We start from the raw sequence: 12,944 nt of genomic DNA, 5'->3' as shown, positions 1-12,944 counted from the left end.
TACAGAGGCGCGATGTCCACAGTTCGGGAATCGCCCTCGCACGTCTCGGCCCGATCGCCGCCGTCCCAGCCCCGCGAAAGCGCCGGCGCACGGGTCGTGGTTGCGGCGACGATGGAAGACTACATCGTCGAGCTTCTCTCCGAGACTCCTGAACCGCGCGACCGCGCCCGTCAGCAGGCGCTCACCGACCAGTTCCTGGCCCCCGCGCTCGCCGTCATCGAGACCCTGATGCTGGAGCTCCGCGCCGGGCTCGACCCGGCGTTGCGCGACCGCGACCCGACGTTCGCCGGCAAGCCCTATCCTCTGGGCCAATGCCTGCAGATCACCGAGGCCGTCCACGCGCGCCTCTTGAACGTGGAGGCCTCGGAGGTCTCCGCGCGGGCCGCGGAAGGTCTCGCCGCACTCAGGGCGTTCCTCGCCGCCGGCGGCCAGATGAGACGCGCATGGGGCGATCTGCGGGACCAGTACTTCCAGAACGCGCTGATCGTCGGCACGCTCTACGTGGACGTCTCGAACGACACCGTGGTCGTCACCAAGCCGCCGGTGGAGATCCTGCCGTTCGACCAGGCGGGATTCCGCCCCATCGCCGACTATGCCCACTATGCCCGGATCGCGGGGCGCTATTGGCGCACGCGAACCCTTCCGAACCATCTGGTCCCCGAGCTCTCGCCCTACCTGCCCCTCATCGAGGTGCTGCCGACGGGGCGGCTGCGCCTCGGGGCGTTCAACCGCTACATGCTGGGCCTCACCCTTTCCAAGACCTTCACCCCGGCCGAGGACGCGCTGTCCGCCCCGCCCTTGCCGCCAGGCCTCTTCGCGGGTCTCTCGGCGGCGGTCCGCGACGGGCCGGCCGTCTTGGCGGAGAGTCCCAGCGCCGGCCGGGCGGCGGCCTTGGCGAGCTGTCGCGCCTACCGGACGGAGGGGCGCGCGGCGTGCGCCGCCACGTACAACAGGGCCCTGGCCGCCGGCCGGGCCATCAACAGGCTGCTGGCCGGCGTCGTCGTCATCCCGGAGGTCGGATGAACGGCTCGGGGCGCGGGCTCAGCGAGCGTCGTCGCGCCGATGATGCACGTCCGTGGCGTACGGCATGATCATCCGGCCGTCCGGAGCCGCGGTGAAGGTGGTCTGGGTCGGATAGGCGAACTCCAGCCCTTCCCGCGCAAAGCTTTTCAGGATCGCCAGGCCGATCCTGTGCCGCACCATGTAGATCTCGTCCCACTCCGGGTCGAAGACGTCGAACTCCACCTCGAAATCGAGCGAACTGGGGCCGAACGCCACGAAGCCCGACCGAACGAAGGTTCCGCCCTCGGCCTCCACGATGCCGCGAAGGATCTCGGGGATGCGCGCCGCCAGGTCCGGGTCGGTCTGGTAGATCACGCCGATCGCGAACTTGAGCCGCCGGTGGGTGAGGGTCTGGTAGCTGCTGATCTCCTTCTGCAGAAGGTTGGCGTTGGAGATCACCTTCTTCTCGCCGGTGATCGCCCGCAGGCGGGTGCTCTTCAGCCCGATCTTCTCAACGGTCGCCGTCGTGGTGTCGTAGTGGATCGTCTCCCCCATCCGGAACGGCTTGTCGAAGATGATCGACAGCGCCGCGAACAGGTCCGAGAAGATGCCCTGCGCCGCCAGGCCGATGGCGATGCCGCCGATACCAAGGCCGGCCACCAGGCCGGCGACATTCACCCCGACATTGTCCAGCACCACGATCGTCGCCACCGCGAACAGGGCGACGCTGACGAGCAGCCGGATGATGCTCATGGCGTTGGCCAGGGTCTCGCCCTGCCCGTCCTCGCCAGTGCGTCGCTCGATCAGGCCGAGGACGACCTCCCGGATCCAGATCGCCGCCTGGAACGCCGCCACGACCGTGAAGAGGAAGTCGATGGTGTGGGCCACCGGCGCTGGCGGGTTCGCATAGCCCGCCACCAGCTTGGCCGACGCCATGATCATGAACGCCTGGGTGGTGCGGCTGCCCGCCCGGCCGATCAGCGCCCGAAACCCTAGGCTGTCGCCAGGACGATCCTTCAGCCGCGCCACGAGGCTGCGGGCCACGCCCAGCACCACATAGACGGTCAGCCCCGCCAGAAGCGCGATGATGATCTCCGTCCCATGAGCCACGACCCAGGCGTGAAGATCGCGCCACACCTGCTCTGGCGATACGGACACCTTCGGCAGCGCGACGGCGGGGGCCTTCTCGGCGGACATGCCTTCTCCTGAATCGGCTCGGACGAGGCTGAATAGCCCATTTGCCGCGGCCAAGGTTCCATCCTTGCGGACTGCGCACGATGCACAGGGGCGAACGAGACGCTACATAGGCGCGCGATGCTGCGGATCTCCGAACTCAAGCTGCCCCTCGACCACGCGGCGGAAGACCTGCCCGCGGCCATCGCCGCCCGCCTGGGCGTGAGGCCGTCCGATCTCCTGCACTGGGCGGTCTGGAAGCGGGCGCACGATGCGCGGAAGAAGACGTCGATCCTCAAGGTCTACATCGTCGACGCCGAGGTGCGGGACGAGAGCGCGGTCCTGAAGCGGCTGGCGGGCGATCCGCACGTGCGTCCGACGCCGGACACCAGCTACAGGCCCGTGGCCAAGGCGCCGGACGCGCTGCCCCTGCGGCCGGTGGTCATAGGCGCCGGGCCGTGTGGCCTGTTCGCCGGGTTGATCCTGGCCGAGATGGGCTTCCGTCCGATCATCCTCGACCGCGGCAAGGTCGTCCGCGAGCGGACCAAGGACACTTGGGGCCTCTGGCGCCGCAGCGAGCTGAACTCGGAGTCCAATGTCCAGTTCGGCGAGGGCGGGGCGGGCACCTTCTCGGACGGCAAGCTCTACAGCCAGATCAAGGACCCGCGGTTCCTGGGGCGAAAGGTGCTGACCGAGTTCGTCCAGGCCGGCGCGCCTTCCGAAATCCTGACCGAGGCGCACCCCCACATCGGCACGTTCCGGCTGGTGACGATGGTGGAGAGCCTGCGCGCCAAGATCGAGGCTCTGGGAGGCGAGTACCGCTTCCAGCACCGTGTCACCGACATCGAGCTGGACCGGGCGAGCGACGGAGCCCGGCGGGTGCGCGGGGTCCATCTGCACACCGGCGAGTTCCTTGAGGCGGATCAGGTCGTCCTCGCCGTCGGCCATTCGTCGCGCGACACGTTCCAGATCCTCCACGACCGGGGCGTCCACATCGAGGCCAAGCCGTTCTCGATCGGCTTCCGGATCGAGCATCCGCAGTCCTGGATCGACCGGGCGCTGTTCGGCCCGTGCGCGGGCCATCCGGACCTCGGCGCGGCCGCCTATTCCCTCTCCCACCACTGCTCGAACGGTCGGACGGTCTACAGCTTCTGCATGTGTCCGGGCGGCACGGTGGTCGCCGCGACATCGGAGCCCAACCGGGTCGTCACGAACGGCATGAGCCAGTATTCGCGCAACGAGCGGAACGCCAACTCCGGCTTCGTCGTCGGCATCACGCCCGCCGACTATCCCAGCGGCCATCCGTTGGCGGGCATCGACCTGCAGCGCGACCTGGAGAGCCGCGCCTTCGTGGCGGGCGGCGGCGACTACTACGCCCCGGGTCAGCTCGTGGGCGACTTCCTGGCGGGCAGGGCCTCGACGGCCCTGGGCAGCGTGATCCCCAGCTATCGGCCGGGCGTCCGTCCCACAGACCTGGCGTCGGTGATGCCGGACTATGTGATCGAGGCGATGCGCGAGGCCCTGCCCGTCTTTGGCCGGAAGATCCCGCGCTACGACGACCCGGAGGCCGTACTCACGGGCGTCGAGACCCGGACGTCGTCGCCCATCCGGATCACGCGCGGGCCGGATCTCCAGAGCCTGAACGTGAGGGGCCTGTTCCCGGCCGGCGAAGGCGCGGGCTACGCGGGTGGCATCCTTTCGGCCGGCGTAGACGGCATCAAGGTCGCCGAGGCGGTGGCCCGGGCGATCGTGGGCGAAGCGGCCGCGGCCTGACCGTCAGCGCGCCAGCCAGCGGGCCGGGAGACGATACTCGGGCCGCGTGGGCCGCAGGATGTCGAGCCCCACCAGAAGGCCCAGCCCCAGGAACCGGAACATGATCCGCAACGTCTGCATGGAGCCCTCCTGATCGATCCCGCAACGATCAGCAAGGCTTCCGGTTGCACGGAGTCGATGACGAGACGATGTCAGCCCGAAAAACAGAGCGGCCCGGGATTGCTCCCGGGCCGCGCCGTTGTCTCGCTGAATGTCGCCGCAACTAGTTGCGGGCGGTATCCACCAGCTTGTTCTTGGTGATCCAGGGCATCATGGCGCGCAGGCGCTGGCCGACTTCCTCGATCTGGTGCTCGGCGCCGCGACGGCGGGTGGCCTTGAAGCTGGGCGCGCCGACCGCGTTCTCCTGCATGAAGTCGCGGACGAAACGGCCCGACTGGATGTCCTCCAGCACGCGCTTCATCTCGGCCTTCGTCTCGGCCGTGACGATGCGCGGGCCGGTGACGTACTCGCCGTACTCGGCGGTGTTCGAGATCGAGTAGTTCATGTTGGCGATGCCACCTTCGTAGATCAGGTCCACGATCAGCTTCACCTCGTGCAGGCACTCGAAGTAGGCCATCTCGGGGGCGTAGCCCGCCTCGACCAGCGTCTCGAAGCCGGCGCGGATCAGTTCCACGAGGCCGCCGCACAGCACGGCCTGCTCGCCGAACAGGTCGGTCTCGCATTCCTCGCGGAAGTTGGTCTCGATGATGCCCGAGCGACCGCCGCCGATGGCGGAGGCGTAGGCCAGGCCCAGGTCCATGGCATTGCCCGTGGCGTTCTGGTGCACCGCGATCAGGCACGGCACGCCGCCGCCCTTCTGGTACTCGCCGCGCACGGTGTGGCCCGGGCCCTTGGGCGCGACCATCAGCACGTCGACGCTGGCCTTCGGCTCGATGAGGCCGAAGTGCACGTTCAGGCCGTGGGCGAACAGCAGGGCGGCGCCGTCGCGGATGTTGGGCTCGATCTCGTTCGTGTAGATGCCGCGCTGCAGCTCGTCGGGCGCCAGCACCATCAGCACGTCCGCCCACTTGGCGGCTTCGGCCACGCTCATGACCTTCAGGCCGTCGGCCTCGACCTTCTTGGCGGTCGCCGAGCCGGGCTTCAGCGCCACGGCCACGTTCTTCGCGCCGGAGTCGAACAGGTTCAGCGCGTGGGCGCGACCCTGGCTGCCATAGCCTACGATGGCGATCTTCTTGTCCAGGATGCGGGAAATGTCGGCGTCGCGGTCGTAGTAGACGCGCATGTTTGTTCTCCTAGGACAATGAAACCTGCCGCATCCGCGCAACGGCGGCGCAGCAAAGCCGGGGGTGTGAAGCGTTTTTTTGCGAGGAGGTCAAGGGAGCCCGCCGTCGCGGGGCGCCGGCCGGGTCAGGTCGAAGGCGATCCGGAAATGCCGGCCCGGCCGATTGAGCTCGTAGGCCAGGGTGGCGCCGGGCTGGATCTCCAGGGCCCAGACGTTGGTCAGCGAGGCGGTGAGGTTCTGGCGCTCGAACAGCGCCTTCGAGAAGGCGTCCGCCGGGAACTCCTGGCGCGAGGCGGTGCCGGGCCCGGCGGTCGCCCCGCCATATTGGCTGACCGCGTCCTCGGTCCCGTCGGCGTGGCGGTGGTCGTGCTTCAGGACCAGGCCCTGGCCGGTGCGGGTGACGACCCAGGTGCGGGAGCGATCGGCGCCCACCGCCACCGGCATGCGGACCTGGTCGGTGGTGCAGTCCTGCACGCGGACGCTGATCGGCCCCGCGAAGGCCGCGTCGGCGGCCGTGGGCGGCGAGGCGAGGCGCCCCTCGAAGCTCTGGCCGCACAGCGCGCGCAGGCGCTCGAAGAAGGCGTCCGACGGCGACGGGTCGGCCGGCGCACGCTGGAACGCGGCGCAGCCCAGGAGGATGACGGCGAGGAGGAAGCGGTTCATGATCCTCATAGACACTGGAGAGCGGGCCAAAAAGAAGCCCCGTCCGGATCCCGGCGGGGCTGGTGTGCGGTCTGTGCTTGCGTCTCTAGACTAGCGCGCAACATCCCTCACCGGCCCACGGGGAGCGGTCCGAGTAAGGCTTACGAGCTGCGAAAGGGGCGCGCGCATGCGACATGCTTACCTTGGCGCGCGAAGCTTGGCAAAGACGGTCCATGATCGAGGTCACGCCTCACATCACCCTCGCGGACGACGAGGTCCAGGTGCGGGCGGTCCGCGCCTCGGGGCCTGGCGGTCAGCACGTCAACAAGGTTTCGACGGCGATCGAGCTCAGGTTCGACGTGCGCGCCTCGCCGTCCCTGCCCGAGCCGGTGCGCGCGCGACTCTACAAGTTGTCCGGAAACCGGCTGACCATGGACGGCGTCCTGGTGCTGGTCGCCCAGGAGCACCGGAGCCAGGAGATGAACCGCCAGGCCGCCGTCGAGCGGCTGCTGGACCTGGTCCGCGAGGCGGCCAAGCCCCCGCCCCCGCCGCGCAAGAAGACCAGGCCTACCTACGCCTCGAAGCTGAAGCGGCTGGAGGGCAAGTCGAAGCGATCGAGCGTGAAGGCGATGCGGGGGCGTCCGCGGGGGGACGACTGAGCCCTACTCGACCTCGGTGACCTCGGCCGCCGGCACGTACTTCTTGATGCTCTCGATCGCGTCCTTCGCGCCGGACTTCGAAGCGTAGCCCTCGGTCGAGAAGATGGTCTCGCTATTGTACTTGAACCGGACGCGGAACTCGCCGGCCTTGTCCTTGTAGATCTCGAACTTGTGGGCCATCTGGCGCCTCCTTGGAAACAGAACCCCCGAGGCGTCAGGATAGGCCTGCGCAGGCGCATACGGTCAAGGCGCCCACGGCGCTGGCAACCTTTGGCCGCAATCGCCTATAAGGTGGCCCCATGTTCCGAGCGCCCCTGATCGCCAGCCTTGGCCTTGCCGCCGGCCTGGCCGCCTGCACGCCCTCCCTCGGCCCGCCCCCGCCCGGCGGTCCCCCGCCCCGGCCGACGCCGACGCGGCCGCCGCCGATGGTCGGCGGCGCGGAGTTCTCGGCCAGTGATTTCGCCTGGTCGCAACGCCCCGGGCAGAACGTGATCGCGGGCCGCGTGACCTATCGCCAGGGGTCGGTTCGCTTCACCTGCGCCGGCGCCACTGTGGTTCTAACCCCGGAAACGCGCTGGTCGACCCGGCGTATGGCGGCCCTCTACGGCTCCACCGAACGCGCCGCCCTGCCGGCCGACGAGGTCCGGGCCCGCACGCCCAATGCGCCCCCCGGCGACGCCGGTCCGTTCGTGAAGCGCACCACGTGCGACGACGCCGACCAGTTCGCCTTCGGCGGCCTGGCCGACGGCGCCTGGTACGCCATCACAGTGGCCCGTCCGGCCGTCGGCAAGGGCGAGACGGTGGCCCTGATGCGCCGTGTCGTGGTGCGGGGCGGACGGCTGGTGAACGTGACGCTCTGATCGGTCAGAGCCAGCCGACCAGCCGCGCGGTCTGATATCCCGCCAGCGCCAGGACGAGGCCGCCGACCGCAAAGGTCAGCGTCCGGATCGGCGCGATGCGGACGACGAGGCCCGCCAGCGGGGCGGCCAGCAGCCCGCCCAGGATCAGGCCGCCCACGGCCGAGAGGTGTTGGCCGAGGCCTTCCGCCTCCTTCCAGTGGCCGCTCAGAAGCGCCGCCAGGAAGGCCGCCGAAATGGTGGCGGTGACGAAGAATTCCGCGGCGTTCGCCGTGCCGATGCTCTCCCTGGGCTCGGCGCCCGAGCCGACCAGCGCGCTGCTGACCGTGGGGCCCCAGCCGCCCCCGCCCACCGCGTCCAGGAACCCGCCGACGCCGCCCAGCGGACCGCTCCAGCGGGCCGGGAACGGCCGCGGCGTGGTGGCCCGCCAGGCGCGGTAGATGATCAGCACGCCCATGAGCGCGAGGTAGCCGGTGATGAAGGGCTTCAGTACGCCCCCATCGATGGAAGTCAGCACGAAGGCGCCGATCGCGCCGCCGATGCAGCCGCCCAGCGCAAGCGGCGCGAACAGCTTCCAGTTCACGTTGCGATTGACCGCGTGGGAGCCGGCCGAGGCGGCCGTCGTGAACACCTCGGCTGCATGGACCGTGGCGGAGGCTGTCGCCGGTGGCACGCCGAAGCTCAGCAGGACGGTGGACGAGATGACGCCATAGGCCATGCCCAGGGCGCCATCCACGATCTGGGCCAGGAAGCCCACGAAGGCAAAGATCAGGAAGTCGTGCATCGGGTCCGCTCCGCGAGGCGCGGACCTTCTGCATTTATTCCTACTTAGTCGATAGGCTTAGGCTAACAGGCTGTCCAGAAATTCTAGTGCACGCGGGCGCGGCCGATCTCCAGGCCGCCACCCTCGCCCACCCGGACGTCGATGACCGTCCCGTCTTCCAGGTCGCCCTGAAGGAGCTTGCGGGCGATGGGATCGATCAGGTCCTTCTGGATCACCCGCTTCAGCGGCCGGGCGCCATAGACCGGATCGTAGCCGCGCTCGCCCAGCCAGTGCAGCGCTGCGTCGTCGAGGGCCAGCGACATGCGCCGGTCGGCGAGCAGCTTCTCCACCCGCTGGAGCTGGATCTTCACGATGCCGTCCATCTCCGAGCGGCCCAGCCGCTTGAAGAGGATGATCTCGTCGATCCGGTTCAGGAACTCGGGGCGGAAATGCCTGCGGACATCCTCCATGACAGCCGGCCGGGCCTTCTCGACATCCTCGCCGTCATCAAGGGCGGCCAAGTGCTGCGAGCCCATGTTCGAGGTCATGATGATCAGGGTGTTGCGGAAGTCGACCGTCCGGCCCTGGCCATCGGTCAGGCGACCGTCGTCCAGCACCTGCAGCAGCACGTTGAAGACGTCCGGGTGAGCCTTCTCGACCTCATCGAACAGCACCACCTGGTAAGGCCGCCGGCGCACCGCCTCGGTCAGCGCCCCGCCCTCGTCGTAGCCGACGTAGCCGGGAGGCGCGCCGATCATGCGGCTGACCGAGTGCTTCTCCATGTACTCGCTCATGTCGAGGCGGGTGATCGCCTGCTCGTCCGAGAACATGAACTCGGCCAGCGCCTTGGTGAGTTCGGTCTTGCCGACGCCCGTGGGGCCCAGGAACAGGAACGAGCCGATCGGCCGGTTCGGGTCCTGCAGCCCGGCGCGCGCCCGGCGCACGGCGTCGGAGACGGCGACCAGCGCCTCCTCCTGGCCCACCACGCGGCCGCGCAGGCTGTCTTCCATGCGCAGCAGCTTCTCGCGCTCGCCCTCCAGCATCTTCTCGACCGGCACGCCGGTCCAGCGGCTGACCACGGCGGCGATCTGCTCGGCGTCCACGACCTCGGGGGTCATGGCGTCGGCCTGGCCCTCCGCGGCCTCAGCCTCGGCCAGCCGCTTCTCGAGCTGCGGGATCTCGCCATAGGCGATCTCCGACGCCCGTTGCAGGTCGCCCCGCCGCTGGGCGGCGGAAAGCTCTGCGCGCAGACGATCCAGCGCCTCGCGCGCTTGGGCCGCCGAGCTGACCTTCTCCTTTTCCGCCTTCCAGCGGGCGGTCATCTCGGCCGACTGCCCTTCGAGGTCGTCCAGCTCTTCCTCAAGCTTCTCGAGACGTGCCTTGGAGGCCGCATCGGTCTCCTTCGACAGGGCCTCGCGCTCGATCTTCAGCTGCACGACCCGCCGGTCGATCTCGTCCAGTTCCTCGGGCTTTGAGTCCACCGCCATCCGCACGCGGCTGGCCGCCTCGTCCACCAGGTCGATGGCCTTGTCCGGCAGGAAGCGGTCCGTGATGTAGCGGTTCGAGAGCGTCGCCGCGGCCACGATGGCGCTGTCCGAGATGCGCACCCCGTGGTGGACTTCGTACTTCTCCTTCAGGCCGCGCAGGATCGAGACGGTGTCCTCCACCGTCGGCTCCTCCACGAACACGGGCTGGAAGCGGCGGGCCAGCGCGGCGTCCTTCTCCACATGCTTGCGATACTCATCGAGCGTCGTGGCGCCGACGCAGTGCAGCTCTCCGCGGGCCAGGGCCGGCTTGAGGAGGTTCGAGGCGTCCATCGCCCCGTCGCTCTTCCCGGCGCCCACCAGGGTGTGCATCTCGTCGATGAACAGGATGATCGAGCCCTCGGCCGCGGTCACCTCGTTCAGCACCGCCTTCAGCCGCTCCTCGAACTCGCCGCGATACTTCGCGCCGGCGATCAGGGAGCCCATGTCGAGGGACAGAAGCTTCTTGTCCTTCAGCCCCTCGGGCACGTCACCGTTGATGATGCGCAGGGCGAGGCCTTCGACGATGGCCGTCTTGCCGACGCCCGGCTCGCCGATGAGGACAGGATTGTTCTTGGTCCGGCGCGACAGCACCTGGATCGTGCGGCGGATCTCCTCGTCCCGGCCGATGACCGGGTCGAGCTTGCCGTCCTTCGCGGCCTGGGTCAGGTCGCGCGCATAGCGCTTCAGGGCGTCATAACCCTCCTCGGCCGAGGCGGAGTCGGCCGTGCGACCCTTGCGGACCGCGGTCGCGGCGTCCTCCAGGCCCTTGGCCGTGACGCCGGCGGCCTTCAGCACATTGGCCGCCTCGCCGCCTTCCTTGGCGATGGCCACCAGTAGGCGCTCGGTGGTGACGAAGGCGTCGCCCGCCGCCTTGGCGCCCTGTTCGGCCTCCGCGAACACGCGCGCCGTTTCGGGCTTCATGTAGAGCTGGCCAGAGCCGCCCTCCACCTTGGGCAGCTTGCCCAGGGCGGCCTCGGCAGCCTTGTCCACTTCATCCGGCCGACCACCGGCGCTCTGGATCAGGGTTCGCGTCAGCCCGTCGCGCTCCTCCAGCAGGACTTTGAGGATGTGCTCCGGCGCAAGCTGCTGATGTCGCCGCGCGAGCGCCAGGCTCTGCGCCGACTGGATCGCCTGCTTGGCGCGGTCGGAATAGATGTCGATGTTCATTCAGGTCCCCACTCAGGCGGAAACTCAGACGGCCGCCTCCTGGAAGCACGACCGCCCGGCTCAACGGATGTAGTGTGGCCCCGGCGCCACACAAGGCGCCTTGCGCAGGATCAAGCGCCGTCAGTTCGGAGGATTGTGCTTCTCGACGAAGGCCATGGTCGCCGCGAGCATTTCCGAGCGGGTTTCGCCACGCGACAGCCAGTGATCCTCGCCCTTCTGGACGATCAGTTCGTAGGGCTTGCCGGCCTTCTTGAGCGCATCCGCCATGATCTGGCTCTGCTCCAGCGGCACGACCGTGTCGTCGCGGCCGTGGATGATGAGGATGGGGATGTCGATCTTGCTGGCCTGAAGGGCGGGCGAGACCTCTGCGAGCGCCGGATCGTTCAGGCTTGTCACGCCCATGAAGCGTTTCCAGTACCGCTGCGCCGCCTTGCCCTCGTCATCCACCATGCGACGCAGATCTGATACGCCCGCGACCGAAACGGCGCAGCGATAGATCCCACGGTCCAACGCCGCGCCCGCCAACGCGGCATAGCCCCCGTAGCTGGCGCCGACGATGCAGACGCGTTTGGGATCGACGACTCCCTGCCCGATCAGGTGGCGGACACCGTCCGACAGGTCGGTCTGCATCTTCTTGCCCCATTGGCCATAGCCGGCTTCGAGGTGGCTCAGTCCCAGGCCGTCTGAACCACGGAAGTTCACCTGCAGCACCGCATAGCCGCGGGACGCCATGGCCTGGGCCCACCAGTCGAATCCCGGCTCGTCGCGCGCGGCTGGACCGCCATGCGGGAAGACGATCAGGGGGAGGCCCTTCGGCGCGCGCCCTTGGGGCGTGGTGAGGTATCCGCTCAGGTCCAGGCCGTCCGCGGCCTTGAACCGGATCGCCTGGACCGGCGCGATGTCCTCCGCTGACAGCTTCTGGTAGCGACCGCCCAGCCATTCGGCCCGCTTCGTTGTCAGGTCGACCAGGGCATAGGCGGGCCCCTCGGTCGGCGAATCGGCCAGCACGACGATCTTCTTGCGATCCTGGGACCAGGATTCGAGCGTCACACGATCCCCCTTGAAGGCGTTCCGGACGCCGTTCCAGGCCGCCTGATCGCGGGGATCGAAGAAGGTGTAGCGATCCTCGTCGCCGACCAGGGCGTGGTATCCGATCAGGCGGCTGGTCGCCGGGTCGACAATCAAGCCGTCGGCATTGTCGATGGGCAGCGTCTCGCCCCACCCCGCGGTCGAAATCTCGCGGAACGTCATGCCCTTCTCGCCGTCCTCGCCGACGACGACCGATTTTCCGTCCCGGCCCAGTCCGGCCAGGAACGGTGGCGAGATCTTGGCGACGACAGCATGCGCGACCGGCCATCCGGCTCCGTCGCGGAGGCGCAGGGTCCAGCGCCCGCTCTCTGTCTCCCAATCCGCCTTGGCGATCACCTGGCCGCCTTCGTCCAGGACCATGCGCACAGTGTGCCGCGTACCCACCTCAAGCAGCTCGGGCCGGTCGGTCTTCAGGTTCATCCTGAAGTACGTCAGCGTGCCCCAGTTCTGGGGAAAGGTGATGCCCGGCAGGAACAGCGTCGGCGCGCCGTTGATCATGTGCACCCTGGGCGGCCCCGCCAGCACATTGAGCGACGCCCCCAGGTTTTCATTCCGGTCGCGAATGTTGGTGCCCGAGCCGCCCTGGCTGATCGAGCCCTGCAGCAATGGAAACACCTTCTGGCTCGGCAGATTGTACCGATAGCCCATCATGTATTCGCTGCGGTCGCCCGTCATGCCCAGGATCTGCGCCGTGCGGGAGGTGGAGACGATCAGGTTGTCGTTGCCCACCCAATCGAGGCGACGGACCTTGGCCGCGCCCACCGCGCGCAGCGTCATCTCACCGCCTGCAATCGGTCGCACGCCGAGCAGCCGCTGCTCGCCGTTCGAGATCGCGACCGCCAGCAACGTCCCGTCCGGGGATATCTCGATGCGTTCGATCGAGGGGAGACCGCCGTACGCCTCCAGAGGCGCCGCCGTGGCGCACGTAAACAACCCGAGCGCCGCCACAAGGCCCGCCGCCCAACGCACAAAACGCATATCGATAAAGCCCCCGCCCCTACGCAATCACAG

Annotated in this window: 11 protein-coding genes; 4 read left to right on the top strand and 7 right to left on the bottom strand. The window is 68.7% G+C overall.

Annotated features, from left to right (window positions below; translation table 11 throughout):
* Window positions 1-12 precede the first annotated feature (12 nt).
* Entirely contained in the window at window positions 13-1,023 is a 1,011-nt protein-coding gene (locus tag DJ019_RS11400) for a hypothetical protein (RefSeq protein WP_133255290.1), read from the top strand.
* A gap of 18 nt (window positions 1,024-1,041) precedes the next feature.
* On the opposite strand, the gene DJ019_RS11395 is transcribed toward DJ019_RS11400, so the two are convergent.
* Entirely contained in the window at window positions 1,042-2,199 is a 1,158-nt protein-coding gene (locus DJ019_RS11395; protein WP_111276154.1) for a mechanosensitive ion channel family protein, read from the bottom strand.
* Window positions 2,200-2,316: 117 nt separating this feature from the next.
* On the opposite strand from DJ019_RS11395, the gene DJ019_RS11390 reads away from it, so the two are divergent.
* On the top strand, window positions 2,317-3,948 hold the full coding sequence (locus tag DJ019_RS11390; protein WP_111276153.1) for an NAD(P)/FAD-dependent oxidoreductase: 1,632 nt from the start codon (window positions 2,317-2,319) through the stop codon (window positions 3,946-3,948).
* Between the two features lie 262 nt (window positions 3,949-4,210).
* On the opposite strand, the gene ilvC is transcribed toward DJ019_RS11390, so the two are convergent.
* The gene (ilvC, locus tag DJ019_RS11385) at window positions 4,211-5,230 is read right to left on the bottom strand and encodes a ketol-acid reductoisomerase (RefSeq protein ID WP_111276152.1); all 1,020 of its coding nucleotides are present in this window, start codon (window positions 5,228-5,230) and stop codon (window positions 4,211-4,213) included.
* A gap of 90 nt (window positions 5,231-5,320) precedes the next feature.
* Window positions 5,321-5,893, bottom strand: coding sequence for a hypothetical protein (locus DJ019_RS11380; RefSeq protein WP_240606447.1), 573 nt, complete (start codon window positions 5,891-5,893; stop codon window positions 5,321-5,323).
* A 212-nt stretch (window positions 5,894-6,105) separates the two neighbouring features.
* On the opposite strand from DJ019_RS11380, the gene arfB reads away from it, so the two are divergent.
* Complete coding sequence (arfB, locus tag DJ019_RS11375; protein ID WP_111276150.1) at window positions 6,106-6,531, top strand: alternative ribosome rescue aminoacyl-tRNA hydrolase ArfB; 426 nt, start codon at window positions 6,106-6,108, stop codon at window positions 6,529-6,531.
* A 3-nt stretch (window positions 6,532-6,534) separates the two neighbouring features.
* On the opposite strand, the gene DJ019_RS11370 is transcribed toward arfB, so the two are convergent.
* Window positions 6,535-6,711 (bottom strand): YegP family protein, encoded by a 177-nt coding sequence (locus tag DJ019_RS11370; RefSeq protein WP_111276149.1) that lies wholly within the window; start codon window positions 6,709-6,711, stop codon window positions 6,535-6,537.
* Between the two features lie 119 nt (window positions 6,712-6,830).
* Between DJ019_RS11370 and DJ019_RS11365 the strand changes: the two genes are divergently transcribed.
* Window positions 6,831-7,391, top strand: a complete 561-nt coding sequence (locus DJ019_RS11365) for a hypothetical protein (protein ID WP_111276148.1) — start codon at window positions 6,831-6,833, stop codon at window positions 7,389-7,391.
* A 4-nt stretch (window positions 7,392-7,395) separates the two neighbouring features.
* Here the strand turns inward: DJ019_RS11365 and DJ019_RS11360 are convergent, their stop codons facing one another.
* The 3 genes from DJ019_RS11360 to DJ019_RS11350 form a co-directional block, all read right to left on the bottom strand.
* Window positions 7,396-8,172 (bottom strand): sulfite exporter TauE/SafE family protein, encoded by a 777-nt coding sequence (locus DJ019_RS11360; RefSeq protein WP_111276147.1) that lies wholly within the window; start codon window positions 8,170-8,172, stop codon window positions 7,396-7,398.
* Between the two features lie 83 nt (window positions 8,173-8,255).
* Window positions 8,256-10,844 carry an ATP-dependent chaperone ClpB gene (gene clpB, locus DJ019_RS11355; RefSeq protein WP_111276146.1) on the bottom strand — a complete coding sequence of 863 codons (2,589 nt, stop codon included), beginning with the start codon at window positions 10,842-10,844 and terminating at the stop codon, window positions 8,256-8,258.
* A 120-nt stretch (window positions 10,845-10,964) separates the two neighbouring features.
* Complete coding sequence (locus tag DJ019_RS11350) at window positions 10,965-12,911, bottom strand: alpha/beta hydrolase family protein (protein ID WP_111276145.1); 1,947 nt, start codon at window positions 12,909-12,911, stop codon at window positions 10,965-10,967.
* Window positions 12,912-12,944: the final 33 nt, after the last annotated feature.

The organism is Phenylobacterium kunshanense (genome assembly GCF_003254525.1).
Lineage (GTDB): Bacteria > Pseudomonadota > Alphaproteobacteria > Caulobacterales > Caulobacteraceae > Phenylobacterium > Phenylobacterium kunshanense.
The sequence above is the reverse complement of the archived record's forward strand: the minus strand, read 5'-3'. Positions and strand labels throughout refer to the sequence as shown.